This is a genomic window from Nostoc sp. (assembly GCF_036917615.1).
Taxonomy (GTDB): Bacteria; Cyanobacteriota; Cyanobacteriia; order Cyanobacteriales; family Nostocaceae; genus Nostoc.
The window spans coordinates 1-26,153 of sequence record NZ_JBALCZ010000017.1 but is presented as its reverse complement, the minus strand read 5'-3'; the positions used below and the strand labels follow the sequence as shown (position 1 = coordinate 26,153).

The 26,153-nt window shown below is 41.9% G+C and carries 26 protein-coding genes and 5 pseudogenes; 12 read left to right on the top strand and 19 right to left on the bottom strand.

What is annotated here, in order from left to right; translation table 11 throughout:
- Positions 1-17: 17 nt before the first annotated feature.
- Together V7K85_RS04755 and V7K85_RS04750 are read right to left on the bottom strand one after the other, a co-directional pair.
- Positions 18-374 (bottom strand): DUF4864 domain-containing protein, encoded by a 357-nt coding sequence (locus V7K85_RS04755; RefSeq protein ID WP_334811590.1) that lies wholly within the window; start codon positions 372-374, stop codon positions 18-20.
- Positions 375-433: 59 nt separating this feature from the next.
- Entirely contained in the window at positions 434-1,489 is a 1,056-nt protein-coding gene (locus V7K85_RS04750) for an SGNH/GDSL hydrolase family protein (RefSeq protein WP_334811502.1), read from the bottom strand.
- A 558-nt stretch (positions 1,490-2,047) separates the two neighbouring features.
- Here V7K85_RS04750 and V7K85_RS04745 point away from each other — a divergent pair.
- Both V7K85_RS04745 and V7K85_RS04740 read left to right on the top strand, forming a co-directional pair.
- A pseudogene (locus V7K85_RS04745) lies at positions 2,048-2,260 on the top strand (helix-turn-helix domain-containing protein).
- Between the two features lie 447 nt (positions 2,261-2,707).
- Positions 2,708-2,902, top strand: coding sequence for a hypothetical protein (locus tag V7K85_RS04740; protein ID WP_073640193.1), 195 nt, complete (start codon positions 2,708-2,710; stop codon positions 2,900-2,902).
- Between the two features lie 146 nt (positions 2,903-3,048).
- Here V7K85_RS04740 and V7K85_RS04735 read toward each other — a convergent pair.
- From V7K85_RS04735 to psaA, 8 genes and pseudogenes are all read right to left on the bottom strand, one after another.
- A pseudogene (locus tag V7K85_RS04735) lies at positions 3,049-3,219 on the bottom strand (DNA methyltransferase); the annotation flags it as partial.
- Between the two features lie 102 nt (positions 3,220-3,321).
- Positions 3,322-3,423 (bottom strand): annotated as a pseudogene (locus V7K85_RS04730) (site-specific DNA-methyltransferase); the annotation flags it as partial.
- A 9-nt stretch (positions 3,424-3,432) separates the two neighbouring features.
- Positions 3,433-3,525, bottom strand: a pseudogene (locus tag V7K85_RS04725) (cyanase); the annotation flags it as partial.
- An 82-nt stretch (positions 3,526-3,607) separates the two neighbouring features.
- A complete protein-coding gene (locus V7K85_RS04720; RefSeq protein ID WP_334811501.1) occupies positions 3,608-4,084 on the bottom strand; it encodes a DUF7689 domain-containing protein in 477 nt (158 codons plus the stop codon).
- A complete protein-coding gene (locus V7K85_RS04715) occupies positions 4,078-4,614 on the bottom strand; it encodes a hypothetical protein (protein ID WP_334811500.1) in 537 nt (178 codons plus the stop codon). Before V7K85_RS04715 ends, V7K85_RS04720 begins: the two co-directional genes overlap by 7 nt.
- A gap of 11 nt (positions 4,615-4,625) precedes the next feature.
- Positions 4,626-5,309: a hypothetical protein gene (locus V7K85_RS04710; protein ID WP_334811499.1), complete on the bottom strand. Its 684-nt coding sequence runs from the start codon at positions 5,307-5,309 to the stop codon at positions 4,626-4,628.
- Positions 5,310-5,645: 336 nt separating this feature from the next.
- Positions 5,646-7,871 carry a photosystem I core protein PsaB gene (psaB, locus tag V7K85_RS04705; protein WP_334811498.1) on the bottom strand — a complete coding sequence of 742 codons (2,226 nt, stop codon included), beginning with the start codon at positions 7,869-7,871 and terminating at the stop codon, positions 5,646-5,648.
- 171 nt (positions 7,872-8,042) lie between these two features.
- Complete coding sequence (gene psaA, locus V7K85_RS04700; RefSeq protein WP_334811497.1) at positions 8,043-10,301, bottom strand: photosystem I core protein PsaA; 2,259 nt, start codon at positions 10,299-10,301, stop codon at positions 8,043-8,045.
- Between the two features lie 1,115 nt (positions 10,302-11,416).
- On the opposite strand from psaA, the gene V7K85_RS04695 reads away from it, so the two are divergent.
- Positions 11,417-13,135 (top strand): hypothetical protein, encoded by a 1,719-nt coding sequence (locus V7K85_RS04695; RefSeq protein WP_442940542.1) that lies wholly within the window; start codon positions 11,417-11,419, stop codon positions 13,133-13,135.
- 16 nt (positions 13,136-13,151) lie between these two features.
- Here the strand turns inward: V7K85_RS04695 and glsA are convergent, their stop codons facing one another.
- Positions 13,152-14,066, bottom strand: coding sequence for a glutaminase A (glsA, locus tag V7K85_RS04690; RefSeq protein WP_334811496.1), 915 nt, complete (start codon positions 14,064-14,066; stop codon positions 13,152-13,154).
- Positions 14,067-14,458: 392 nt separating this feature from the next.
- Between glsA and V7K85_RS04685 the strand changes: the two genes are divergently transcribed.
- Positions 14,459-14,905, top strand: coding sequence for a hypothetical protein (locus V7K85_RS04685; protein ID WP_334811495.1), 447 nt, complete (start codon positions 14,459-14,461; stop codon positions 14,903-14,905).
- Between the two features lie 751 nt (positions 14,906-15,656).
- Entirely contained in the window at positions 15,657-16,169 is a 513-nt protein-coding gene (locus V7K85_RS04680) for a hypothetical protein (protein ID WP_334811494.1), read from the top strand.
- A gap of 10 nt (positions 16,170-16,179) precedes the next feature.
- Here the strand turns inward: V7K85_RS04680 and V7K85_RS04675 are convergent, their stop codons facing one another.
- The 3 genes from V7K85_RS04675 to V7K85_RS04665 all read right to left on the bottom strand — a co-directional run bounded on the left by V7K85_RS04675 (position 16,180) and on the right by V7K85_RS04665 (position 16,805).
- Positions 16,180-16,308 carry a hypothetical protein gene (locus V7K85_RS04675; RefSeq protein ID WP_334811493.1) on the bottom strand — a complete coding sequence of 43 codons (129 nt, stop codon included), beginning with the start codon at positions 16,306-16,308 and terminating at the stop codon, positions 16,180-16,182.
- A 111-nt stretch (positions 16,309-16,419) separates the two neighbouring features.
- Complete coding sequence (locus V7K85_RS04670) at positions 16,420-16,608, bottom strand: hypothetical protein (RefSeq protein ID WP_334811491.1); 189 nt, start codon at positions 16,606-16,608, stop codon at positions 16,420-16,422.
- Complete coding sequence (locus tag V7K85_RS04665; RefSeq protein ID WP_334811489.1) at positions 16,605-16,805, bottom strand: hypothetical protein; 201 nt, start codon at positions 16,803-16,805, stop codon at positions 16,605-16,607. The genes V7K85_RS04670 and V7K85_RS04665 overlap by 4 nt, the downstream gene beginning before the upstream one ends.
- A 154-nt stretch (positions 16,806-16,959) precedes the next feature.
- Here V7K85_RS04665 and V7K85_RS04660 point away from each other — a divergent pair, with 154 nt between their 5' ends.
- From V7K85_RS04660 to V7K85_RS04635, 6 genes and pseudogenes are all read left to right on the top strand, one after another.
- On the top strand, positions 16,960-18,474 hold the full coding sequence (locus V7K85_RS04660; protein ID WP_334811488.1) for a thioredoxin-like domain-containing protein: 1,515 nt from the start codon (positions 16,960-16,962) through the stop codon (positions 18,472-18,474).
- 323 nt (positions 18,475-18,797) lie between these two features.
- Positions 18,798-19,181, top strand: coding sequence for a KGK domain-containing protein (locus V7K85_RS04655; protein WP_334811486.1), 384 nt, complete (start codon positions 18,798-18,800; stop codon positions 19,179-19,181).
- 10 nt (positions 19,182-19,191) lie between these two features.
- Entirely contained in the window at positions 19,192-19,539 is a 348-nt protein-coding gene (locus V7K85_RS04650) for a DUF952 domain-containing protein (RefSeq protein ID WP_334811485.1), read from the top strand.
- Between the two features lie 58 nt (positions 19,540-19,597).
- Positions 19,598-19,801 (top strand): annotated as a pseudogene (locus tag V7K85_RS04645) (DUF4089 domain-containing protein).
- 29 nt (positions 19,802-19,830) lie between these two features.
- A complete protein-coding gene (locus tag V7K85_RS04640; RefSeq protein WP_334811483.1) occupies positions 19,831-20,487 on the top strand; it encodes a Uma2 family endonuclease in 657 nt (218 codons plus the stop codon).
- Positions 20,488-20,667: 180 nt separating this feature from the next.
- Complete coding sequence (locus tag V7K85_RS04635; RefSeq protein ID WP_442940541.1) at positions 20,668-21,681, top strand: RluA family pseudouridine synthase; 1,014 nt, start codon at positions 20,668-20,670, stop codon at positions 21,679-21,681.
- A gap of 438 nt (positions 21,682-22,119) precedes the next feature.
- Here the strand turns inward: V7K85_RS04635 and V7K85_RS04630 are convergent, their stop codons facing one another.
- From V7K85_RS04630 to V7K85_RS04610, 5 genes are all read right to left on the bottom strand, one after another.
- Complete coding sequence (locus V7K85_RS04630; RefSeq protein ID WP_334811482.1) at positions 22,120-22,332, bottom strand: hypothetical protein; 213 nt, start codon at positions 22,330-22,332, stop codon at positions 22,120-22,122.
- On the bottom strand, positions 22,332-22,853 hold the full coding sequence (locus V7K85_RS04625) for a hypothetical protein (protein ID WP_334811480.1): 522 nt from the start codon (positions 22,851-22,853) through the stop codon (positions 22,332-22,334). The genes V7K85_RS04630 and V7K85_RS04625 overlap by 1 nt, the downstream gene beginning before the upstream one ends.
- A gap of 309 nt (positions 22,854-23,162) precedes the next feature.
- Positions 23,163-23,930, bottom strand: coding sequence for a phycobilisome rod-core linker polypeptide (locus tag V7K85_RS04620; protein WP_334811479.1), 768 nt, complete (start codon positions 23,928-23,930; stop codon positions 23,163-23,165).
- Between the two features lie 344 nt (positions 23,931-24,274).
- On the bottom strand, positions 24,275-24,820 hold the full coding sequence (locus V7K85_RS04615) for a hypothetical protein (protein ID WP_334811477.1): 546 nt from the start codon (positions 24,818-24,820) through the stop codon (positions 24,275-24,277).
- Positions 24,817-25,434: a phycobiliprotein lyase gene (locus tag V7K85_RS04610; RefSeq protein ID WP_334811587.1), complete on the bottom strand. Its 618-nt coding sequence runs from the start codon at positions 25,432-25,434 to the stop codon at positions 24,817-24,819. Before V7K85_RS04610 ends, V7K85_RS04615 begins: the two co-directional genes overlap by 4 nt.
- Before the next feature lie 325 nt (positions 25,435-25,759).
- On the opposite strand from V7K85_RS04610, the gene V7K85_RS04605 reads away from it, so the two are divergent.
- Positions 25,760-25,927 carry an NblA/ycf18 family protein gene (locus V7K85_RS04605; protein WP_334811476.1) on the top strand — a complete coding sequence of 56 codons (168 nt, stop codon included), beginning with the start codon at positions 25,760-25,762 and terminating at the stop codon, positions 25,925-25,927.
- Positions 25,928-26,153: the final 226 nt, after the last annotated feature.

Sequence of the window (26,153 nt, the reverse complement as noted above, 5' to 3'; positions counted from 1 at the left end):
GACATACAGTTATATATTTATTTACCTTCTATAGAAACTAGAAAGCAACCGTTAATCCTCCAGATATTATCCGGCTGTTTTTCCATAAAATATAAAGCCCTCAAGGGAACTCCATCAGGAGCAAGTAGCAGCACTGGTTGAGTTATGTTTCTTTGGATGGTTGTTATCTTCTCAAAAAAGACAGAACGAGGACGGTATACTGCTGGATAGGTTGTCTTCACCATCTGGATAAAATTTTCTGGGGTTCCGAATTGCGCCTGAATTGCCGGACTAGCAAAGGTAAAAGCGTCTTCAGCATCATCCTTTTTAAAGGCTGCCAATTGCTGTTCAATTAGAGAACGTATATTGATGGAATCGCTATCAGTAACTTCCATAAATCTAAAAATGGCAATCGCGATCACAAGAAGCATCGGCATCAGAATTGAGCGATCATTCAATTCTGGCGCTGAGTGAACTTGTATTCTATCTGCTGTAGTGCCGATCGCCACACATCGTACCCCTGTTGAGACAGGTGCAACCCATCTGTGGTCAACTCTGGGCGCAAATTGCCTTCCATATCCGTAAACCAGCTATAGATATTTAGATAATTAGCGCCTTCTTGTTTGGCAATCAGGGTTAGTTGTGTGTTGATGTGACGAATGCGGCTATTGGAAAGTTTTGGTAGCCGAGTAGGCAAAATTGATTGGACAATAATTTGAGCTTGTGGGTGAGTCTGTCGTAAACGACGGACAATTCGGCGATAATTACGCAAAATTGTGTCATCACTAGCGCCTTTTCGTAAGTCGTTAATCCCAGCCATGATGTAAATCACATCCGGACGCGTCGCCGAAAATGCCCCCAATCTTTTTAAAACGCCACTGGAAGTATCTCCAGATATGCCTTGATTGAGCCACAATTTACCAGCAGGCAGTTTTTCTCTAGGAAACCACATGCTCAAAGAATCACCAACTAGGATACTCAGATGATTTGCACCTTGACCTTGAGCGATCGCTCTAGCTTCTAAAGCTAATAAACTTTTCCAATCGTCATAAGTTAGTTGACGTTTCTTGATCGACTCCCACAATGATTGCAAATTATCACTATCTACGCGTGTATAAATCTGACCTGTTTTCAGAGCCGCCAATCTTTGGTAGTAAAGTTGATTCCCAGATGTCAATAAGAGGCTAGTTGCTTGGGTGCTGGGGTTGAGTGATGACTCTGTTGGGGCTGGTAATCCCTGACTGCTGAATTCTGGTACGCTAGGGACGTTTTTCTCACCTACTGTTGGCTGCGAACTTTTTAGGGGTTGGAACGCTTGGCCGCTGAGTTCTGGTAAAGAGAGATCAACGCTCTTGATAATTTTTGTACTGACTATTGTCTGCGAACCCTGTTTTAAATCCCACAGGAATTTAGAACTTTCTGGCAGGACAATCGACAGATGTGGAAGAGCCGATGCTGGTATTGCTAATCCTGTTAACAACCATGCTGCCAACAGATAAGGATCCCTCATCGCTTTCTCTCTCCTCTACTCACTGCTTTTCCCTATGACAGCATTAGTTGCCTGTATTCAGGAAAATTTTACTTCGGTTAAGTTATTATTCTTATTTACACTGTATAGTTCTGTAAAGCGTGTTGACGAGATTATATTTGACAATTCACGATCTCTTTAAAGTACGGTTTTACCGATGGTATACAAGTCTTATTTGTGAGAATACTTCTACTGAAAGTACTGTTTTCATCAGTCGTCCACTTTCCATAACTCAGTTGTCATAAATATTGCAAGTGTTTGCAAACTCGGCGATTAGTGAGTGATTTTTGAGTATCTTAGGACAGAGGTTTTTGCTTTTGATGTTGCTAATATAATAAATAACCATTTGATTTAAGGTTTCCAGATTTCAGTAAATTGTGGCGATCGCATGAGAGTTTGCTAGAGCGAGAGGCGATGTCTGACGACAAGCCGTTTCTGTACGATACGCTTTGCGTAGCTTGCTTCTTTGCAGGAGTACACGTCTACGCTTTTTAATTTCTCATATGAAATTGATAGGTGCAAATGCATCAATTATCAAATATGGAATTAGTCAAATTAAAGATTCGAGAACTAGCATAAGAGAAAGGATGGACACTAAAAGAAGTTTTTGACCGTTCTGGAATAATTTACAGCACAGTTATAAGTTATGCCTGTCGTCCCGAAATGACAACAGTTGACTTTACTGCTATCCACAAATTAGATCGCACCTTTGATGTGATGATTGAAGACTTAGTAGAAATTCTAGAGGAATAGGCAAAAGTTTAACTGTTGAGAATATTGATATCATACGATGGTATGTCCTCAATCAGCAAGCATTAAGTTTGCCATACTGAGAATTTTAGAACTCACTCAAAAAAGAGGTTATAACCTCAATCAAATAGGTTTAGGATAACTATGGACTCATTTATAGCACTGTTACACACTATATCTGTATGGTGGAATGACAAAAGTTAAATTTATTTTCATCCAAAACTAGGCTCTTACGTTTGATGCCATGATTGAGGGTTTGATATAGATTATCCAGTAATATGACAATGCCCTGCACTTAGAACAGTTGTTCTCTATATACGTAATTTAAAATTTATGTTTACTTATTGAAGTATGAGTTGAAACACATTTAAATTAAGTTTTAACTCTAGAAAATAACCTCATTGGAAGTGCTAAGATTTAGGCTGAATCATTAGTGTTTCCTTTTCTTCTGTGGCAAGAGCGAGTACAGCAATTGGTGTCAGTCCCATTATTAAGGAGATTGTGCAAAAACAGGCACATTCTACACGTTTAACCCTGAAAGAAGTTATTCTTATGGGAATGTTAGCTATTGACAAACTAGATGATCAAGGTCGTCAAGAGCTAGCAGATCAAGTTCATCAAATGCAGGTGAATGGAGAAATTTAATTGAGTAGTTATGAGTTACGAGTTATGAGTTATAAATTTTAACTCCTGACTCCTGACTCCTGACTCTTTACTTAATTTGGTTATTGGCTAAATCAATAACGACTTCTCATTACATAATTTTCATTAATTTTCAAAGATATCCATCAGCTTTGCAGAGTCTGTGCAACAAAGCCCGTTGTCTTAGAACCTGTAAATGGAGCTAAAACCATATCACCTTCATCAGTGAAGAATTTGATGAATAACTCGGCGAATCCTTGAGGAAAACGTGCTGGATGGGGTCTAATTTATGCTGTTTTGCAGTATTGTAAATAAGCGCTATAGGGCTCCGATTTGATTTCTGAAAACATACTGAGACTGAAAAGCTTGTTTTATCAGGGTTTTATCTTAAATATTGTTCAAAAATCAGATATGAGTCCTATATTAGATTCAGTATTAGCAATTTCTAGCAAATTTGGCGGGATTGCACCGTGGTTATTCTTTTGGAATTTATCCGAAATCTCATGTCCACTAGGACGTATTTTGGTTAACGCGTCACGTCCGAGAATTTTTTCCAAATCGGCAAAGCTTAGTCCTTTGTCTCGTTTTGCTACTAACAGCTTTTGAGTAATTTCGGGAATGGACACCTGATAACTCCTCTAGCGAATTAATGATTACTTGTTTTATACAATAGCTTTTTGTTTAAAATTTTACCTTGGTAGTGTTATGTCATCTTGCAGTCAACAGTCTTTTCATAATGCAAGCAATTTCACCATACCCAGGCTGTCCTGTTAAACCTTGTAAATTATTATGTTCTATATCTTCATCTTGACCCAACTTACTTGTCCATTGACCATTAGGTAGTTGTCTAGCAACGTGTCTTGGTACTTTATTTGAATCAACATATATAGCTATTTTTTGAAATCCTTCTTCCAATACATCATTTTGACAGATTTCATAGCCAAGTGTGGCAAATGCCTGCTGGAAAGCTTCAAGAGTTTCCTCTCTAGGAACACCTGGAGGCCAATACTCTTCATATTGAGTATCTGGCCACCACCAATTTTGAGCATTTTCTGCTGCCCAAGCAACACAGTTGTACTCAGTTGTATCTGGACTTGTGAGCTTATATCCGTGGGTAACTAGATTGGGATAATCACGTTCAATAAATGATTTTACATAGCTACCCCAAGCGTTATTGCTTACCACTTATAGCCCCTCTGTCTACCCCAATCTAGCCAAATTTTAGTCATCTCCTTCGTGTTTCCTCGATGTTCTGGAGGCACAGGATCTTCTCTTGTAATAGACTTTAATGCCCAGAACCAGCGTCCAGTTTTCTTTTCTAGCTCTCTTAATAGGAATGGGATTGCAGCTTCACCCATTCCTATAATCTGTTGGTATGCAGGATGCATTGACATTTGGTTACTAGATGACACACCACGATTTTCTTCACGCCATTGGTTAACGAGCGCTGTAAAAGTTACTTGTAATTTTATCTGTTTAGATACAAAGCTATATCGAGAGCGTTCCAATCCATATTTACGATCTTTAGCACTTTTGAAGAAGAGTAAATTGTCACCGTTATTCTCATCACGTATTTTTCGTTTATCTTCCGGACGATTCCAGTCAAATCGAGCTTTTAACTTGGCTTGATTATTTGATGAATCAAGCTGAGATCGCTTTAAATTATGTTGGTTTTTCTTAACCCAAGGATTACACTTTTCTAACGCAACTTGCATTTTTATAACCTTTACTCTACATTCAGATAATTCAAGTATGGAATATTTGCTCTGTCTAGCATCAATTTGATAGATTTTCCTTTTTTTTCTGCTCTATCTAACTGTTGGCGTAATTCTTCTAAATCTATTGAATCCAAAGCTACAAAAAACTCATGTGTACCATCTAAATCTGCATACTGAATTTTCAGCATATGAACTATTACGACAGCAGCTGGCCCTTTTTCTAAATCCACTTCAAAGATAGGACGCATATCGGTAAGAACACGAGAGCGTGTGAATATACGTTCATGGTCACGCATCACATCAATTGCTTTGGATGTAACACCAAGAACACTGTCAAATTCTAATAAAGCAGCTAATCGTCGCTCAAATTCTTGCTTTTCTCCTCCAGAAAGATTGGGAAGGTCTTCATCATCCTGAACAGCCTGACTAATTCCTTCTACAATCTTATTTGTGGGTGCGTCAAAAGAATCTCGAAAATTGTAAAGAGAAATTAATGCTTCTATCAAATCTTCTACTTCTTCTAGAGTCAAGGCTTGAACCTGTGAAGCTACTATTGATGCCAAATCCTCGATAAGTAGTGAAGGGGGGGCTTGCTTCAAAGCATCAATTAATTCATCTACAGTTCTAACGTCTACGGTTACAAGTTGTTTGAACCCAGGCTTATATTTTTCTGGTATTTCCAGTTCTGCCATATTACTTATGCCCCACTACAATAACCTAAGATTCTTGCTAGATGAAAAAATAAGTTGAAAAAGACTGCAAAACTGTGTAATACCGGCCATAAATCAGGTCAAAACTTATATAGTATTTTTTAACAAAACTTTATTTAGGCGAATTACTGTAATTCTATCAAATCTATTGCTCCCACCTCTAGAGATTATTTATAAGCCTACAGTTCAGTTAAGCATTTTCTTCTTCTCTCTGCGCCTCTAAGGTTTGTTAAAAAACCGTATTGATATATTGATATAAAAATCCCCCACCTTTCGGCAGGGGATTTTTATTACTTACCTACAAAACTAGCAGCCGAATTAACCGAATTTACCAGCCGTAGAAGCAATCAAGAATGCTGCGTAAGTCACGATGTAGCCAACAGTGAAGTGAGCTAGACCAACTACACGAGCTTGAACAATTGACAGAGCCACGGGCTTATCTTTCCAGCGAACTAGGTTAGCCAGAGGAGTGCGTTCGTGTGCCCAAACAAGGGTTTCAATCAACTCTTGCCAGTAACCTCTCCAGGAGATTAAGAACATGAAGCCAGTAGCCCAAACTAGGTGTCCAAACAGGAACATCCAAGCCCAGACAGACAAGTTATTCACGCCGTAGGGGTTGTAACCGTTAATCAACTGAGCAGAGTTAGCCCAAAGGTAATCGCGGAACCAGCCCATGAGATATGTAGAGTTCTCATTGAACTGAGCTACGTTGCCTTGCCAAATACCTAAATGCTTCCAATGCCAGTAGAACGTGACCCAACCAAGGGTGTTGAGCATCCAGAATGTAGCGAGGTAGAAGGAATCCCAAGCTGAGATGTCGCAAGTACCGCCACGACCGGGGCCGTCGCAAGGGAAGGCATAGCCGAAGTCCTTTTTATCGGGCATCAGCTTAGAACCACGGGCATCCAAAGCACCTTTGACCAAGATCAAGGTGGTGGTGTGCAGACCTAAGGCGATCGCATGGTGTACCAAGAAGTCGCCAGGGCCAATTGTTAAGAACAGGGAGTTAGTACCAGCATTGATCGCATCTAGCCAGCCTGGTAACCAGACGTTAGCGTAGTTGGGCCATGCTGTGTAAGCAATACTATCTGGGTTAGATAGCAAGGTGTCTAAACCGTACAGTACTTTACCGTTAGCAGCTTGGACGAATTGAGCAAATACTGGCTCAATCAAGATTTGCTTTTCAGGAGTGCCGAAAGCAACTACTACATCGTTGTGGACGTACAGACCAAGAGTGTGGAAGCCTAAGAAAAGGGATACCCAGCTGAGGTGGGAAATAATCGCTTCTTTGTGCTTCAACACGCGCTCAAGGACGTTGCCTTTATTTTGCTCTGGGTCGTAATCACGTACCCAGAATATTGCTCCGTGAGCAAAAGCACCAAGCATCAGGAATCCAGCAATATACTGGTGATGCGTGTACAACGCTGCCTGGGTTGTATAGTCCTTGGCAATAAATGCGTAGGAAGGCATGGAGTACATGTGCTGCGCTACCAGGGAAGTAACAACACCTAACGCTGCTAAGTGCCACCCCAACTGGAAGTGCAGGGAGTTGTTGTAGGTGTCGTAGATACCTTGGTGAGGTAGGTTGAACGGACCTTCAACAGGAATACCAAAGAAATTCTTGGCATTCAAGGCTTCTTTGAGACTGTGACCAATCCCAAAGTTTGTCCGGTACATATGACCGGCAACGATGAATAAAACTGCGATCGCTAGGTGGTGGTGAGCTATGTCAGTCAGCCACAAAGCTTCTGTCTGAGGATGGAAGCCACCCAAGAAACTCAGAATTGCAGTCCCTGCACCTTGCGATGTCCCGAATATATGTCCAGGAGTATCAGGGTTTTGAGAGTAAACACCCCAGTTGCCTGTAAAGAATGGTGTCAAACCGGCTGGGTGGGGTGGGGTGGATAGGAAGTTATCCCAACCTACGTGCTGACCGCGAGATTCGGGAACAGCTACGTGAATTAAGTGACCAGCCCACGCCAAAGAACTAACACCAAACAAACCTGCTAGGTGGTGATTTAGGCGATGTTCAGCGCTCTTAAACCATGCCAGGCTAGGACGGTACTTGGGTTGCAAGTGCAGCCAACCAGCGAACAATAATATCGCTGCGAATAACAGCAAGAACACTGAACCGTTGTACAGTTCGCCGTTCGTCCGCATTCCGATGGTATACCACCAATGGTAGAGACCAGAGTAGGTAATGTTTACCGGATTGCTAGCACCAGCTTGGGTAAAAGCTTCGATCGCTGGTTTACCGAAGTGGGGGTCCCAAATCGCGTGGGCAATGGGACGGATGTGAAGGGGATCTTTAATCCACTGTTCAAAGTTACCTTGCCAGGCTACGTGGAACAGGAGGCTGGATGCCCACAGGAAGATGATTGCCAAGTGACCGAAGTGAGTTGCGAAAATCTTTTGGTAAAGATTTTCTTCCGTCATGCCATCATGGGTTTCAAAGTCGTTGCCTGTAGCGATCGCATACCATATCCGACGAGTCGTCGGGTCCTGTGCGAGATCCTGGCTAAATTTGGGAAATTTTGTCGCCATAGGTTTAATAAATCCTCATGACCTTTAGCCATCAAGTACCAGCTGGGGTAGTTAGGAGTTATGAGTTGAGAGTTATGAGTTGTAAGTTATGAGTTTTAAATTTTTATTTCTAACTCCTAACTTCTAACTTCATTCTTAACTCCTAACTCCTAACTTTTAGCAAGCTGATTGCTACCCTACTGAAAGGATGTGTGCATGGAAGAATGCCCAAGTAGTGGCAATCCCTCCCAAGAGGTAATGAGCTACCCCTACAGCCCGACCCTGAATAATGCTCAGAGCGCGAGGCTGAATTGCTGGTGCTACCTTCAGTTTATTATGCGCCCAAACTATGGACTCAATCAGTTCTTGCCAGTAGCCGCGACCACTGAACAGGAACATCAAGCTGAATGCCCAGACAAAGTGAGCGCCTAAGAAGAGTAGACCATAGGCAGATAGCGCGCTGCCATAGGAATTGATGACTTGTGTAGCTTGTGCCCACAAGAAGTCCCGCAACCAACCGTTGATGGTGATGGCGCTTTGGGCAAAGTTATCACCAGTGATGTGAGTCACCACACCATCTGCATCTACGGTTCCCCAGACATCTGATTGCATCTTCCAGCTGAAGTGGAAAATTACAATCGACAGGGAGTTGTACATCCAGAAAAGTCCGAGGAATACGTGATCCCAACCAGACACTTGACAGGTACCGCCACGACCAGGACCGTCGCAGGGGAAGCGGAAGCCCAGGTTTGCTTTGTCTGGAATCAGACGAGAGCTACGGGCGTATAGCACACCTTTGAGCAGAATTAGGACAGTGACGTGAATGGTGAAGGCGTGAATGTGGTGAATTAGGAAGTCCGCTGTACCCAAAGCAATGGGTGCAGCTGCCACTTTGCCGCCAACAGCCAAGATACCGCCACCAAAGACATAGCTTACTGGTTCTAGGGCATTGGGTGCAGTTGTACCAGGAGCCAAGGCGTGGATATTTTGTATCCACTGGGCAAATACTGGCTGCAACTGAATTGCCGTATCAGAAAACATGTCTTGTGGACGACCCAATGCACGCATTGTGTCGTTGTGGATGTAAAGTCCAAAGCTATGGAAGCCGAGGAAAATACACACCCAGTTTAGGTGAGAAATAATCGCGTCACGGTGACGAATTACCCGATCCAGTAAGTTGTTTTGGTTCACAACTGGATCGTAATCCCGCACCATGAAGATAGCAGCGTGAGCCGCTCCACCAACGATTAAGAAGCCACCGATCCAAATATGGTGAGTGAATATGCACAACTGCGTAGCGTAGTCAGTTGCCAAATATGGATAAGGGGGCATCGCGTACATGTGATGCGCGATAATGATGGTCAACGAACCCAAGAAGGCCAGGTTAGTAGCCAACTGAGCGTGCCAAGATGTGGTCAGGTTTTCGTAGAGACCTTTGTGACCTTCACCGGTGAAAGGCCCTTTGTGGTTTTCTAGGATCTCTTTAATGCTGTGACCAATACCCCAGTTGGTACGGTATTGATGACCAGCAACGATAAACAGAACTGCGATCGCTAAGTGGTGATGCGCTATGTCAGTCATCCACAAGCCGCCAGTTACTGGGTTCAGACCGCCCTTGAAGGTAAGGAAGTCAGCATACTGACCCCAGTTCAAGGTGAAGAAAGGTGCTAAACCAGCAGCAAAGCTGGGATACAACTCGGTCAACAAGTCTTTGTTCAAGATGAACTCATGGGGCAAGGGGATGTCTTTGAGAGCAACGCCTGCATCCAAAAGCTTGTTGGTCGGTGCGGACACGTGGATTATGTGACCTGCCCATCCCAAGGAACCACAACCTAGCAATACTTGCAAGTGGTGATTCAGCATCGACTCCACATTCTGGAACCATTCCAGTTTAGGAGCGCGTTTGTGGTAGTGGAACCAGCCAGCAAATAGGAATAAGCCTGCTAGTACCAAGCCACCGATCGCAGTTACATAAAGCTGGAAGGAGTTTGTAATCCCCCAACCACGCCATACTTGGAACAAACCGGAGGTGATTTGAATACCGTGGAAACCACCGCCAACATCACCGTTTAAAATGTCTTGTCCAACAATGGGCCAAACGACTTGAGCGCTAGGCTTTACGTTTAACGGGTCACTTAGCCAAGCTTCATAGTTAGAAAACTTCGCGCCGTGGAAAATCATTCCGCTTAACCAAACCATCACTACGGCTAAGTGGCCGAAGTGGGCTGAGAATATCTTGCGGGATATGTCTTCTAAATCGCTTGTATGTGTATCAAAATCATGGGCGAGTGCGTGCAGGTTCCAAATCCATGTGGTGGTTTTGGGACCTCTGGCTAAGGATTTGTCAAAGTGTCCAGGTTGCGCCCATCTCTCGAATGAGGTTGGAACTGGATCGTTATCGACGATTACTCTTGCCTTTTTTTCCTCTCGCTCCGGAGGACTTATTGTCATTCGACCTCCTCTCTTGATAAGGAATGAGGAATCATGAATACCACAAAATGAACCATTACCACATACTCCAGAATTTTACTGAAGCCGCGATGAAGACCCGATGTGGATAGTTGTTTCTCGTTGAATTATAGAGTCTTCACTTGTACTTTGTTAGAGATATTTTAACAATAATTCAAACTTGCTGAAATATTGCTGGAATTCGTGCCTGAGCAAGCTTTTAACTTCAAACTAGTTGTACAAAAGTCAATAGATTATCCATTTAATTTACAAAGGATAACAATTCGTAAAATTTAGGGTTTGACTGTATGTAAAGGATGTTCCAGCTTTTGCTGCTGTTACTCGTGAATATTTGTGTCATGTTTCAATTGTTATAAGTAAAAAGGTGTAGTGAATATGGCTTATTTTAAAATTTCCTGAGAGCCACAGAAAAACTTATGGGAGGTGAGGCAGATTTCAGCTTTTGGGCTATAGTTCCCTATGGACAGTTTGAGCCAAAATAATCTGTCAATCAATTTTGGATTTTGGATTTTGGATTTTGGATTTTGGATTTTGGATTTTGGTTCAGCAGCGCGGTCTTCTCCCAAAGGGAGAGGCTAGCGCCTGCCGTAGGATGCCCGTTCGCGTAGCGTCTCCTTTAGGAGAAGGGCTGTAGGGGGTTTCCCCCATGAGCGACTGCACCAAGCCGAAGGGATTGACCCCGACGACCACTGAATCTTCTCTACGAGACGCTCCGCCAACCTAGGAAGACGAAGTAAGGATACTTGGCTCTGAGGATTTTGGATTTCCAATCTTGGTAGGCGTTAGCTAGTTATACGCTCCTACGGACGCTCGTTCCGACGCTCCTACGTCGCTAACGCTGCGCTATCGCTACCGCTTCTCTACGAGACGCGCAAGGGACGCTAACGCTAAAGCTACGCTATCGAGCGAATGAGTGGATTTGTTCCGCCCACTAGGGACAGAGCATGAACCAAAATAATCTAAAATCTAAAATCTAAAATCTAAAATTGGTATGGTCAATTGTCGAAGACTATCACTGGGTGCAACGCATGAACTCGTGGCAGAAAAGGGTGTTAGAGAAGCTCCTCCCTAAGAGGTTCCCGATTTTCAGGTGGGTAATGACATTGGTGCTGGTATTAAGCTTGATTAGTTGTGGCGAGAAAGTCGGTAGCCAGGAAGTATCTACTGGCTATAGAGAAAACTCTCCACAGATTTCTCAAATTTCCAAGCAATTTTCGGAAGTTTCCCCACCATCTGTTATCCAAGAATTGCGGACAATTTTGGAAGTTTATCAGCCACAGGTGACAATTGTTAGTCCACAAACTGATGAAGTTCTCCAAGACAACAAAGTCACAGCCAGTTTTCAGGTTAAGGATCTACCAATATTTAAAGATCCACAATTGCAACTGGGGCCCCATCTCCACGTAATTCTGGATAACCAACCTTATATACCTGTTTACGATCTGAATCAGCCCTTGGTTTTGCCAGACTTGTCCCCAGGTACTCATACCCTGCGCGTCTTTGCCTCCCGTCCTTGGCATGAAAGCTTCAAAAATGAAGGCGCCTATGCCCAGACAACATTTCACGTCTTTACTAAAACCGACGACAACAACCCAGATCCCAAATTACCGTTGCTAACTTACAGCCGTCCTCAAAGTAGCTACGGAGCAGAACCAATCTTACTCGACTTTTACCTAACTAACGCTCCTCTGCACCTCGTCGGCAAGGAAAACGCTAACGATCAATTCAGTGATTGGCGTATCCGCTCCACAATTAATGGTGAAAGCTTTATTTTCGATCGCTGGCAAGCAGTTTATCTTAAAGGCTTCCGTCCAGGAAAAAACTGGGTAAAACTGGAATTTCTCGATAACCAGGGAAATTCTCTCAAAAATGTCTTTAATACCACAGTCAGACTGATTGACTACCAGCCAAAGGGGAAAGACACCTTGTCGAGAATTGTCAGAGGAGAACTTACAGCAGATGAGGTGCGCCCCATTGTAGACCAGAATTATAAACTTTTACCTAAACCTACACCCACGCCTTCTGTTGAAAAAACACCCCAAATACAACCGGAGGTAGAAAAACAGCCCATTCCTGAAACTGAAATTCCCAAAGAATTCAAAACACAGCCAGAACAACCAAAGTTAGAAGTTCCAACGGGTGCACCATCTCCCACCTTATCCCCGACACCACCAGAAATAATTACGCCAGCACCAGAACAACAGCCAGAGGTAACGCCAACTCCTGAATCAACGCCGTTACCAGAAAAAGTTATACCTCAGCCAACAAAACCTAGATTTGGCGGATTTTTTAACCGTCGGGCGGGCAAGATGCCGACTCCACAAGCACCAGTTGCACCATCTCCTAGTTTGCCACCCACGCTGCCAGAGATTATTGAGTCTCCAGCACCGGAAACAATTGCGCCAACACCAGAACCACAGCCAGAGGTAACACCAACTCCTGAATCAACGCCGTTACCCGAAAAAGTTATACCTCAGCCAACAAAACCTAGATTTGGCGGATTTTTTAACCGTCGGGCGGGCAAGATGCTGACTCCACAAACACCAATTGCACCATCTCCTAGTTTGCCACCCACGCTGCCAGAGATTATTGAGTCTCCAGCACCGGAAACAATTACGCTAACACCAGAACTACAGCCAACGGTAACGCCAACTCCTGAATCAACGCTATTACCTCAAAAAATCGCTCCCGATCCTGAAAAACCAGAATTAAAAAGATATTTCAACCCGCGTCAGTTCCCAAATGCGACACCATCTCCCAGTTTGCCAGCTACACCTACCCCAGCAGTTCCAGAAACTACACCAGAAGAGAAGTAAAAAAATAATGATTAGCTTAACCAAAAACACTCAACTGTAACTCTTGCGCTAAAACCTCAACAAATGCGATCGCTGCTACAGGATTACCTGTATTATCCAACTCAGGACTGTAACAAGCGATCGCTCCCTCACCTGGTACTATTGCTACAAGTCCACCACCAATGCCTGATTTCATCGGTAGACCAATCCTGACTGCAAACTGGGCAGAAGCTTCGTACAGTCCACAAGTTAACATCACCGCGTTGACAATTCGGCGGTTTTGTGATGATAAACAGCTATTTTCACAAGCTAGGAGTTTTCCTAACAGGGCTAAATCTTCAACTCGCCCAGATATACAGCATATTTGCTCATAGGTGTCAAGTGCTGTTTCCAGATTTTCTAGATGACCGGCTTCGGCGAGATAATTAGCGATCGCTTGATTGGCTGTTGAGCGGGTTAATCGTACTGAAGCCAGCATTACCTCATCTAACGTTGGTTGGCAACCTGCTAATTGGTTGAGCCATTCACAAAATAAAAAAGTGCGATTGCTTGCGTCCTTTCCTGGTAATTTATCAGATAGGGTAATTGCTCCACTATTAATCATCGGGTTGCGGGGATGACCGCGATCGGCAATGAGTTGTTCTAAAGAATTGAAGGGTGCATCCGAAGGTTCAACTCCAACCCACCCAAAAACTGTTTCTGCTCCTAGATGTTCTAGTAGATAAAGTAGTGAAAATGTCTTAATAACGCTCATCAGCGGAAATACACAAGCCGTATCTCCAAAGCTAATAGTTTGTCCTGATTCACAGCAAATATGAACTGCGAACCAACCAGGATCAGCCAAAGCCAATTGCGGAATGCGATCGCTAACTCGTCCTTTTTCAGCTTGGATTTTGGCTAGTTGCACCCAAGCTGACAACTTCGTAGTAGTTATTTTCTCAAGTCCTTTCAAAGTGTAAATTTTCTATAAGTTCATTTATTCAGTAGCAACTAACAGTCTAGTCTGATGTTAATCAATACTGACTTTACGGCTAAGTGGTTACGCAAAATTACTTATGTAATTGTGAGCGAAAGCAAATGTAGCGATCGCGGTAGCGTTTCGTAAAAAAGCAATCCTAAACGCAAGGGAATTGCTTAATTTTGCTTGGCTTCATTCACAATGACAAATGTATATAGCGTTTCCTAAGCAGCTGAGGTACACCTAAATCTTTTCTCGGAAAATAAGCAGCTTTAAAAACCTACCTCACTAGGTAGGGAACCCCTATATTTAATTTTGCACTACTAATTAATTATCGCACCTCAGCACTCTATTATAGACAACAGAACTTTATTGGAGATAGTTTTGTGAAATTATTTAAACTCTCAAAAATTCTCGGTTTAACAACAGCATTTGCAATTTCATCACAAGCTGCGTTGCTTATTCAACAAAACAAGGCTCTAGCGGGTATTGGTACATCTATCCTCAATTCAGGCGAATACTTATTCGTTAATCAATCTTTGATTTCACCTAATGGGAAATATAAAGCTATACAGCAATCTGATGGAAGACTTGGTCTTTATAATTACAACACTCCTCTGTGGGCATCATACACTTACAACAAAGTAGCTTACTACACCATCATGCAAACCGACTGTAATTTAGTCACTTATACATATAATCGAATCCCTCTCTGGGCAAGTCGTACAAATGGGCTTGGTTCTGGTTGTCGTCTGCGAGTTCAAGATGATGGAAACTTGGTAATTTATACAGATAATAATGTTCCTGTATGGCAGACGGGTACTTACAGATAAGCTGCCTTGCTTAATCCGATAAATGCATTGCTGTATCTGGAGATCCTGACACAGCTAATGGTACGCCATTGGTACTTTCTGATTGTGAAGTATCTGGATTTAGGATAAACGCTATCAGATCAGAGGTGGCGGTGGCAACCAAGTTTTTAAGGGATTAAGGCGAGCCAGTGCGGTCTTTTCCCATTCGTGAGAGGCTAGCGCCAAGGCGTTTCCCCAAGTGGAGCATCTGGCGTGTAGGGTGCAATGACTGTGGGAATCATAACTAATTATCCGAACATGATATAACTCGTCCTCATTCAGCTTGGGTTTTGGCTAGTTGCACCCAAGCTGACAACTTCGTAGTAGGTAGTTTCTCAAGTACTTTCAAAGTGTAAATTTTCTATAAGTTCACTTATTTAGTAACAACTAACAATGTACTCTGTAATCAAGGCTGACTTTCATGCTAAGTGGTTACGCAAAATTACTTATGTAATTGTGAGCGAAATGAAATGTAGCGATCGCCGTAGCATCTAGTAGAGAAGCAATCCTAAACTGCAAGGAAATTGCTTGATTTTGCTTGGCTTCATTCACAATGACAAATGTATATGGCGTTTCCTAAGCAACTGAGGTACACCTAAATCTTTTCTCGGAAAATAAGTAGCTTTAAAAACGTACCTCACGAAGTCGGGAACCCCTATATTTAATTTTCCACTACTACTTTTCGTACCTCAGCACTGTTTATAGATAACAGAACTTTATTGGAGGTAAATTTGTGAAATTATCTAAACTCTCGAAAATTCTCGGTTTAACAACAGCATTTGCAATTTCATCACAAGCTACGTTGCTTATTCAACAAAACAAGGCTTTCGCGGGTACTAGTACATTTACAATTTCATCACAAGCTACGGTGATTATTCAACAAAACAAGGTTTTCGTGGATACTGATCCATCTGTCCTTAATTCAGGCGAATACTTATTCGCTAATCAATACTTGATTTCACCTAATGGGGAATATAAAGCTATAGAGCAATCTGATGGAAACTTTGTTCTTTATGACTACAACACTCCTCTGTGGGAATCAAAAACTGACAAAATAGAAGTTTACTACACTGTCATGCAAACCGACTGCAATTTAGTCAGTTATAATTTTATGAAAACCCCTGTGTGGCAAAGTAAAACATCTGGACGTGGTACTAATTGTCGTCTCCAAGTTCAAGATGATGGAAACTTGGTAATTTATACAGGTGATAATGTTCCTATATGGCAAACGGGTACTTACAGATAAGCTGCCTTGCTTAATCCGATAAATGCATTGCTGTATCTGGAGATCCTAGCACAGCTAGTGGTAGGCTATTGGTAGTTTCTGATGGTGAAGTATCTGGATTTAGGATAAACGGTATCAGGTTCACAGGTGGCGATGGCAACCAAGTTTTTAAGAGATTAACGGATGGGGTGCAACGCTAAAAACATTTCTAATTTATGCGGTTCCTGAAAGTTAGAAACTGGCAGTTCTCAAGACTAGCCAGTTTTTAGCTTTAAACTTGTTGGCGTTTTAACTCTTGTATTAATCCTTGGCAGCGCTTACTAGCTTCTCTTGCCTGTTGCCTGAACTGTTTAGCTTGCTCTTGGTTAGTTAAATATACTTCAGATGCTTTTTGCCTGAGTTCAACAGCTTGTTTACTGAGTTCCTGAATACGAGTCTTTAATTCTTCAATTGTTTTCATCTTTGCTCCTGTTCTGAAATTACAATTTCCAAATTTTCGGCTTTTTCATAAAGTATATGTGCTCTACTAGCCAGCAAGCTAGCATCATCAAAATCATTGTTTGCTATTGCTCTATCATGAGCTTCATACAACTCATCAATTATTTCTTGTAATTGTGCGTAAGCTTGTAATAATATATTGCGGGTTTCTGACTTCATATTGACTGGTTAAATATCTAACTTTCCTGCAATTAAACTTAGATTTGGTTTTGTCTAAGCCCCTAGTAGCAACACACGGTAATATATCATTATTTTTCATCGGCCTATTTCAGAAAATTTAGTATAAACATCCTCTAAAAGCAAAGTATATCTCATGATTCCCCGTGTCAGAGCGCCAGAATTACCACAAAATTACTCTTGGCTCAACACCGATAAACCCTTGTCTCTTAAACAATTCAAAGGTAGAGTCGTAATCTTGGATTTTTGGACATACTGCTGTATTAATTGTCTGCATATTCTGCCAAGCCTGAAATATTTAGAACAGAAATATAAAAATAGTCTTACTGTTATCGGCGTTCATTCTGCCAAATTTGACAACGAAAAGGAAACAGAAAACATTCGCCAAGCTATCCTGCGCTACGACATTGAACATCCGGTTTTAGTTGACAGCAATTTTCGAGTTTGGGAAGAATATGCTGTACGTGCTTGGCCTACGTTAATCATTATTGATCCAGAAGGTTATGTAATTGGCCAGATTTCTGGTGAAGGAAATCGTGACGCTTTAGACGAATTAATTCAAAAGTTAATTCAGCAACACCAGCAGAAAGGCACGATTAATTTTCAAGAACTCAGTTTGATTTTAGAAAAACAGCGCCAACCATTAATTACACCCCTAGCTTTTCCTGGTAAAGTTCTAGCTACACAATCGGGTTTGTTTATCGTTGACTCTGGACATCATCGCCTGGTTATGAGTAGCTTCGACGGCGAAATTCTGCATTTAATTGGTACTGGAAAATCTGGCTTAACTGATGGTGCTTTTAACGAAGTGCAGTTTTTTGCACCACAGGGAATGGCATTTGATGCCGAAAATCAAATTCTTTATGTTGCTGACACAGAAAATCATGCCCTGCGACGAGTTGACTTGAAGCGTCAAGTAGTAGAAGCGATCGCCGGAACTGGTGAACAAAGCCGCAATATTCGTCCTCATGGAGGTGCTGGTTTAGAAACAGCGCTGAATTCCCCTTGGGATTTAGTGAAAGTGGGAAATACCTTGTTTATTGCAATGGCTGGGCCGCATCAAATTTGGCAAATGGATTTAGAAACTAGCATCATTAAAACTTATGCTGGTACTGGTGCAGAAGCTTGCATTGATGGTTCTCTTGCTGAATCTGCCTTTGCTCAACCTAGCGGTATCACCACCGATGGAAAAGAATTATATATCGCTGACAGTGAAGTTAGCTCAATTCGTAGCGTTGGAATTGTAGAACCGTACCAAGTGCGAACTGTTTGCGGTAGTGGGAGTTTATTTGGTTTTGGCGATGTAGATGGACAGGGTGAAGATGTCCGTCTACAACACTGTTTAGGAGTGGAATACGCTCAGAATTTTTTGTGGGTAGCAGATACTTATAACCATAAAATTAAATTAGTTAGTTCCAGTGGGAATTGTCAAACAGTTTTAGGAGATGGTTCTGCGGGTTTACAAGATGGACAAGGTAAAAATAGCCGCTTTTTTGAACCTTCGGGATTGAGTGCGATCGCTTCTTTTTTATATATTGCCGATACCAATAATCATGCTATCCGCCGTGTAGATTTGAATACTCTTGAGGTGACAACGCTAGAATTTATTGGTTTGTGTGCGCCAGATGTTTGTATTCCGTCTAATTTATAAGCTAAAAAACGTCTAATTTGCATAACTGAATTAAACATAACTCTTGTGGGGTGGGCATCTTGCCCGCCCAGTATATGCAATTTAAATGTCAAACAGTTTAGAATGATTACCTCAGGCAAAGGCCTATAGACGCAGAGTTTTTATTAGTGCCTCTGCGTGAGATTTTAAAGGATAGTTTTTTGAGCGATCGCTTAATATTATTTATAGTTTTGATTCAGTATTTTTACTATATTTGTACCAATAATATTACGTTATAATCTCATGTTGGGGATAAAATAAAAAGTAAGTACTACCAACTCTGAGTTGACAGTAAAGGCATTGATATGAAAAATAAATTTATTTCTTTAGAGTGTGGAGATGATGTAATTATTTTTAATAAAGATACTTTTAAAGTAAGTAAATTAAGAGAGTTAATTATCCGAGAAGTTATAAATAATTGGCGTCAGGAAGTTTGCAAATACAAAACTCAAATCTTGGATGCTTCAGTTGGTAATTTATTTAGCAATATCCGTGCTCGTGACGAGTCCATTCCAGTCAGTGAATTTAAACTAAATGCTGTCAAAGATTGTCAGTTTATTCAAAGTGGTAAAAACTTGCAGAAAGGCAAATTAGAAATTAGGATATCTATATATCCTAATAGCCATAAGCAAAATAATGTATGTCTTGAATTTTATCCAGATGAACCTATTGAGATAAAATCACCTTGAGACAAGCAATATGAAAACCATCCTCCACATCACCAAACGCCAACAATGGGAAGAAGCAAAAATAATTGGTAGATATCGGGCTGATTCGTTAAACAGTGAAGGTTTTATCCATTGTTCAAAATCAACGCAAATACTCAAAGTTGCAAAGAGATTTTTTGATAATCAAAAAGAATTGGTATTACTTTTTATTGATTCTGATCAAGTACAAGCTGAAATTCGCTATGAACCTGCTGAAATAGGCGAATTATTTCCTCATATTTATGGGGAATTAAATATTGATGCTGTGTATCAGGTGATTAATTTTGAAGCTGGGGAAGATGGTTTATTTGAGTTACCGCAAGAAGTTATAGATTTATAATTAACGTAGACGCGTGCGTAGCGGCTTGCCGCAGGCTACCGCAGAGGCGCAGAGGACACTGAGGAGGAGAGATGAGAAGTCAGGGGTTGTGGGTGAGTATGTTGAGCAAATAGCGTTATTGTAGGATTTGCAGTTAAGAGATGAATATCGGGATGGAGTGGTGGCAAATTTTGAGAAAATTAAAGCGATCGCTTTTTGGCTAGGGTGTTTGCTACATCCAATTCCGGAAAATTCCCTTTTCGCTCATCTCAAATTTGAGTAAAAATTAAATTATTTAACAACTAACATCCTATGGTTAATCTTCAACTCAGACAAATTCGAGTTCCACCAGGGCAAAGAATAATCCTGGAAGATGTGAGTTGGCAAGTATTTGAAGCAATTCTCAACGAGTTAGGGGAGCATCGCGGGAGTCGAGTAGCATACAGCCAAGGAACGTTAGAAATTATGGCTCCATTACCAGAACATGAGCGAGCTAAGGTAATCATCGGAGACTTGGTGAAAGTTTTGCTAGATGAACTTGATCTCAATTGGGAGTCTTTAGGTTCAACCACCTTTAAGCGAAAAGATATAAGTGCTGGTATTGAACCCGATGATTGTTTTTATATTCAAAACTATAAGCTAATGATTGGGAAAGACAGGATCGACTTAACTGTTGACCCTCCTCCTGATTTGGCAATTGAAATTGATGTCACCTCTAAAACCCAAATTAGTGCCTATGAGGCGTTGAGAGTACCTGAAATCTGGCGATATGAAAGCAAAAACCTAGAAATTAGCTTGCTGCAAGGTGAGCAATATGTGAAGTCTCTCATCAGCCCCACATTTCCTACTTTTTCTATCACGGAACTCATTCCCCGGTTTGTGGAAATGGCGCGAACCACAGGAACGAGTTCAGCACTTAGAGCGTTTCGACAATGGGTGAAAGAACAAATACAAGACAGGGGAGTGTAAAGTTTACAGTAGATTTCAGCTTGGTTCAGTACTACAAACTAGGTATCAAAGTCAGATATTAAAGCCTGTTTGACCCTGACTCCTGAATTCTACTGTATTAATTGACTTAGCAAGTTCAGAAGCCCAACTAAAAGCATTCCGCGCTTTACTTAAAGAATGGGGAATTAATTTAGAGCAATTGTGACCGAATTTAATTTACAAATCCAAGAAAATAGCGATCGCTTGTCTTCTGTTATGGAGGATGCTACGTCTAGTTTGCTTCCCCTTAGGAGTACGATACACTGCGTCAACACTAAAAGCGATCGTCTTGACCGTTATCTTTCCCAAGAATTACCAGATTTATCCCGTTCCCGCATCCAACAGTTAATCGAACAGGGTAATGTCCAACTTAACGACAAAGTTTGCACATCTAAGAAGATCAATGTCAAGGTAGGCGATCGCATCACTCTCGAAATACCAGAAGCGCAACCTTTAGAACTGCAAGCAGAAGATATCCCCTTAGATATCCTCTACGAAGACGATCAGTTACTTATTCTTAACAAACCCGCAGGCTTAGTTGTCCATCCTGCGCCCGGTCATCCAGATGGCACGTTGGTAAATGCTCTGTTGGCACACTGTCCTAATTTACCAGGAATTGGCGGAGTCCAACGTCCGGGAATCGTCCATCGATTGGATAAGGATACAACGGGGGCGATTGCGATCGCTAAAACAGATATTGCCCATCATCATCTACAAGCGCAACTCAAAGCTAAAACAGCACGGCGAGAATACTTGGGCGTGGTTTACGGAGCGCCAAAAGTCGAAAGTGGCACAATTGACTTGCCTATTGGTCGCCATCCCCAAGACCGCAAGAAAATGGCTATTATGTCTGTTGAACAAGGAGGACGATCCGCCGTCACTCATTGGCAAGTACTAGAACGCCTTGGTAACTATACATTAATTCACTTCCAACTAGAAACCGGACGCACCCATCAAATTCGTGTCCATAGCGCCAAAATGGGTCATCCCATTGTCGGCGACCCAGTTTATAGTTCTGGTCATTCAGTGGGGGTAAATTTGCCTGGTCAAGCATTGCACGCCTGGCGACTCAAATTACAGCATCCCCTATCTGGCGAGATGATTGAGGTGACAGCTACCCCTCCCACCCAATTTACAAAACTTTTGGAGATGCTAAAAAGACGAATTGCATCTTAACCTTTTTTTATTCAAAGGCGATCGCACTTTTGTAGGGGATTTGAGGTCGCCCTGTTGACAAAAATGCACTTACCTTAACCCTCTTTTGTCAGTCTCGGAAAACAACAATTGAAGCTTGATTCTGAAACTTTTATTTAATCAAGGTTTGAGCCAATATTATCTAACAGGAACTAAAATTTCTAGCCAAAACATGGAGATTAAAGCTCCGAAAGGCTTTCAGCGGTTGGTTTCTCCCAAAGTGACAAAAGAGGGTTAATCTCTCATATCATACACATCTGGTGAAAATTAATTATGCGTTCACTCAAACCCTTGTAGAGACGCGAAATTTCGCGTCTCTACATTCTTTTCTGGAGATGTCTCATGTCCGCTTAATCACTTATCAAAAAAAATTCTCCGCGTCCCCGCGTCCCCGTGTCTTTGCGTCAGTCTAAATGATAACTATTCAACCGGACATGATATCAATTCATGTCCGCGGTGGATTCCAGCACTAGGAACAAACCCCGTCTCTTTGAGCAGCAGCTCTAGTTCTGCGTGATGAAGTTTCGTGTCCTTCTTCTTATTTTCCCACATATCAGAAAAGAAGTCTTGCATCAGCGCAATGATGCTCCGGTATTTGACGATGCTGGCAACATAGAACTCATCTAACTTCATCACCCCATCAGAATGTATCTGCTCGATGTTGTCGAGTAATGTAATATAGACCTCATTTCATAAGGTTTTAAGCCTTCTTTTATGCCATATTTTTCCATCATCGTGCGTTTATCGTTCTTTGAACATAAATCATACGGCGAGCGAATAAGGTGACTAAGATTCCGCAGGACTTCACCATAGTCGTAAAATGTGTTCTGCTTAAAGAAAGACTCTTCATCTTTCGTCAACGTAAAACTTTTGTCAAGTACCAAACCAAAATCGGTCAAATATATTTGCTTGCCGTCGGTGAGGATGTTGCGAAAATGTGCGTCGAAGTGGATGATTCCCTTCGTCCTCAAAAAGGTAATCGTCGTGCGTAGGTCATCCAGGGGTTTCTGAAGTTTGTTGGGGTTTAAGAGCAGCCATGTTTCTAGAACATGCGGTATGTACTCTAGAAACAGAACTAACTCATACTTGGCGTTCGCTCTATCTAATACATAATTCCCGGCGTTCGCACTATTTTCTATATCAACCTTAGCCATTTTCCCCATCCAGCCACAGCATGAGAAACCCTTGGTGCTATTTGATTCTACTCAAATCTGACTTTATCTAGTTTGAAATCTACTAAGCTACGACCGGGCAAGGAAGTTAGGCAAAGTGCTAAAGTCACAGCAAAACACTTTTCAAACAACCTCTAAGACATTCATCTAAACAAACGACTAGCGTGCATTAGACATGGGATAGAGTCTGTTTCACTAGTGATACCTAAATGAAACTCCACGTAACCCAAGACTTATGCACGCTATAAAATGGTCAAATTGATGTATTAGCTAGCCGCCGACCAAAAATCGTTACTTAATTCCAGGTAACTGGCGATAAGGTACAGACTTTTCGATATCGATGTTGAATGACGAGATCCTTTGTGGCGGATTGCCAGTTGCATTGACACTTTGTGCCATAGACAAGAATAGAGATGGATCTCCAGCCTTGACCTTTTGCTCTTGTGGGAGGAATCTGCGTACTTCTACCTGCCAAATGATTTGGGGGAAACCCAGTTTGGTACGGTGGTAATCTTCGTATCGCGGAGATTTGATGTTAAATGGCAACTCACCTTCAGATTGGGATGGCAGTATCCGACGGCGCTGATAAGGGACTGTGGAGTATCCAAAATTGCTCAGGTACTCTTCAGTATTCAGAACTTCATCAATAAAGCCTCTAATACCCTTGGTAGCGACTACAATTGACCAGGCGATTTTTTCCCGTTCGTTGTATGGATCGCGTCCTAGAACCCGCTGGATTACTTGCTCAACAAAGCGATAATTATTGTTGAGGTCATAGAAGCTTTTCTTAAAGGTATTGGAAAGCACCAACCCACGAACAAAGTCCCGCACTGTAATTTGTCCATTACGGAGTTGGGACTCTAAATATGTTTCGCGATCGGCAGCAAAGGCATAAAAGAAAAGTTGACGATATGCTGCTTCGATCAGATCACCTAAATCTGACGGGGACAGTATATTGTCTGTTGTAAAAATCCTGGGCTGTTCATCACCCGGTACTTCATATGCAGCTACACGCTGGTTTTGGCTTGAAGGGTCATATGTTAATAGAGGAATTGCCACTCTCAGGCCTCCGTATTCTTAATTAAAGTTAACAACTTTAAATCATATATTAAGGGAGTAGTGGGATCAGAATCTGAGGTTCTGATGAAATTTCACGAAACTTAACTAAGGGTAATTTAAGTATTCGTAGGAAAAACGATTAGGCTACTGGATTCAAGCCATAGCTACTCAATAAAAACAGTGGGGCTTCCAGCTTAATGATTACGTAAATTACTAAAAACTTTGTTCACATAGTTCAGATTAGAAGATTCAGTTTCACCTTTTTGAACTGAAGCAATAATTTTTAACATTTAGCAAAAGAAATTAATGGGGCATGGGGTATTGGTTATTTCCCCCTGCCCCCTTCAGCGACCTATCCAAAATTCCAGGGGATCTATGGTTGACTTACAGTGAGGCCAGCTACGCAAAGTTGCTTCCATCCCTACTTCCCAGTAGGGTGGTTCCAATCCCAGCCCTAAACATAGATGAGATAGGATGTTAGCAAACTGCCGATTGTGACCAAAGTCTCCTAGATGGGCGTGGGCGTATTCATGGACGACCACAGCAAACCAGTCTCTAGGTGCAATTCGACCGACATCTACCAAAATCGTGATTGGGTTTGTGAGAATGTTGCACAAACCGTCTATGCCGAAGGATTGAGCTATGGGTACTGCAAAAATTTGGATGTGGCGACGCTCTTGGGGATGAAAGCACTCATGACAAACTTCTAGGTAGGCGTTGATCTGAGCGTTTACGGTGTTAATATTTTCACCGATCCAAGTGCAAATGGGGATGCGATCGCGCTTGTTTTCAAACACATCCACCATACCCGGTTCTAGGGCAAGTCCCTGTACCAGATGCAGATAATTTCGCCCACGAGTAAAAGCATCGCTCTGCTTAAGATAATTCACCAGCCCAAAACTGAATAAAACTGTCTTTTTTCCAGAACATCCTGCCCTTGTGTGGATGTTACTTCTTCTGTGCTGGAAACCTCAACAGAAGTCTCAATGCGAGTTTCGGTACAAAATGATGCCGTGCTGAAGCCACCAAACCGTTTGACTGTACTAGTTCGCAGTCGCATATTTGGGCTGGCGAACCAGAATCGCTCAATGGAACTCATTGTTTCGTATTCGGTTGTCAACACTAGTCCATCTTCATCATCCATGTGAAAAAGACCGACTACAGGCACAATTTCGGCGTATCCTCTTTCGCGGAGTAATTTGCCAACCCTTGGGTTATCGCCATCAGGCACGATCGCAAATATAGTTTTCCCCTGATGGTTCTCCTCATCCTCTCTATCCCAAGCCATTGTGCCTAGCCAACGTACACGCGACCCTCCTACGGAAAGGCTGGGGTCAATCTGATGATACTGGCACAGTTCTATGATTTCTGGATGATCGGCATCCAGAGTTTCCACCTGTATATCGGATTCTCCAGTCTCTGAGCGCTTGAAGGCCAAATGATGAGTTGCACGTTGCGATCGCCACTTACCAGCACTTAGCTGAAAAAATTCCATTGCGTCTATCAATCTTCTGACTCCTACTTAATTACTCCTGCGGATGATGTTTTAGAGGTTCTTTCTTTTTAGAGTTGTTGGTATATAAACATTCTAAACATTACAGCCATTAGCGGTCAGCTTCAATAAACTCCCTACTAAAGGAAAGGCAGATGTGTTTTTTGAAAATTGTAAACTTTTATTATGATGATTTTATATAGCTTGACAAGGTAGACTATTTAATATCTCAGTGCTAAAATAGTGGAAAGCGATGTTTACGATGGGCTAGGCCTACGCGTTCACACTAGCAGTAACAACAAATACCCTTCGATTCAGTCAATCAGAGGAGTGGCTCATGGACTTACCAGTCGAATTAACCTTAGAGCAACAGTTTCGCTTAAAAAATTTGAAAGACCAGGTAAAAAATTTGAGCCAACAAGAGGCTCAGGAATTTTTGTTAGAAGTTTTACGGCAGATGATGGTGAAAGATAATTTGGTCAAATATCTACTAAAACAAGCTTGATCAAGTAAAAAACAATATTTTTTCCTTAAGACTTACGCAGTGGCAGAGTTCCAGTGAAATGCGTAAGTCTTAATTTTTTGGGCATTGGGTACAAGAGGCAGAGGGGCAGTTCTTGCTGGGTGCAAGAGTGAGAACTGGAGTTTAGACTAAGCCATGCAAAAAGACCCAGCAGGGCTGAGTGAATCAGAGACTTAGCAAAAGTATGAACAATCTTTGATATTAAACA